This is a genomic window from Streptococcus oralis subsp. tigurinus (assembly GCF_002093545.1).
Classification (GTDB): domain Bacteria; phylum Bacillota; class Bacilli; order Lactobacillales; family Streptococcaceae; genus Streptococcus; species Streptococcus oralis_C.
In genome coordinates, this window is the sequence record NZ_LNVF01000023.1 from 1 (window position 1) to 370 (window position 370).

Annotated in this window: 1 protein-coding gene; it reads left to right on the plus strand. The window is 46.2% G+C overall.

Annotation, left to right across the window (positions count from 1 at the left end):
• The coding region (locus tag ATE34_RS10875; RefSeq protein WP_142357499.1) for a Cna B-type domain-containing protein at positions 1-370 on the plus strand (370 nt) is incomplete at both ends.

A 370-nucleotide genomic window follows, 5' to 3' on the forward strand; every position in this document is an offset into this window, starting at 1 on the left:
TAGAACTCTACAAAGACGGCGTAGCCACAGGTCAGGTACAAGAGTTGAAGTCAGCCAATAACTGGACAGCCACCTTTGAGCAATTACCAGTATCCGCGACCCTCGGTGGAGCGGCTCATGAATATACCATTAAAGAAGTTGGTGAAAGCTTAAACAACATTCAAGTGGCAGGCAAGTGGTATGGAGTCGGTTACGCAGGAAGCATGAAAGAAGGCTTTACGATCACCAATAAGGAAAAGACTCCATGGGCTCCAATGGAAATTCCAACCCGAGATGTCAAGGTAACAAAAGAATGGGAAGATTCAGCTGGTAACGATGTATCTGCGCCTGTAGATAGTGTCAAAGTAGAACTCTACAAAGACGGCGTAGC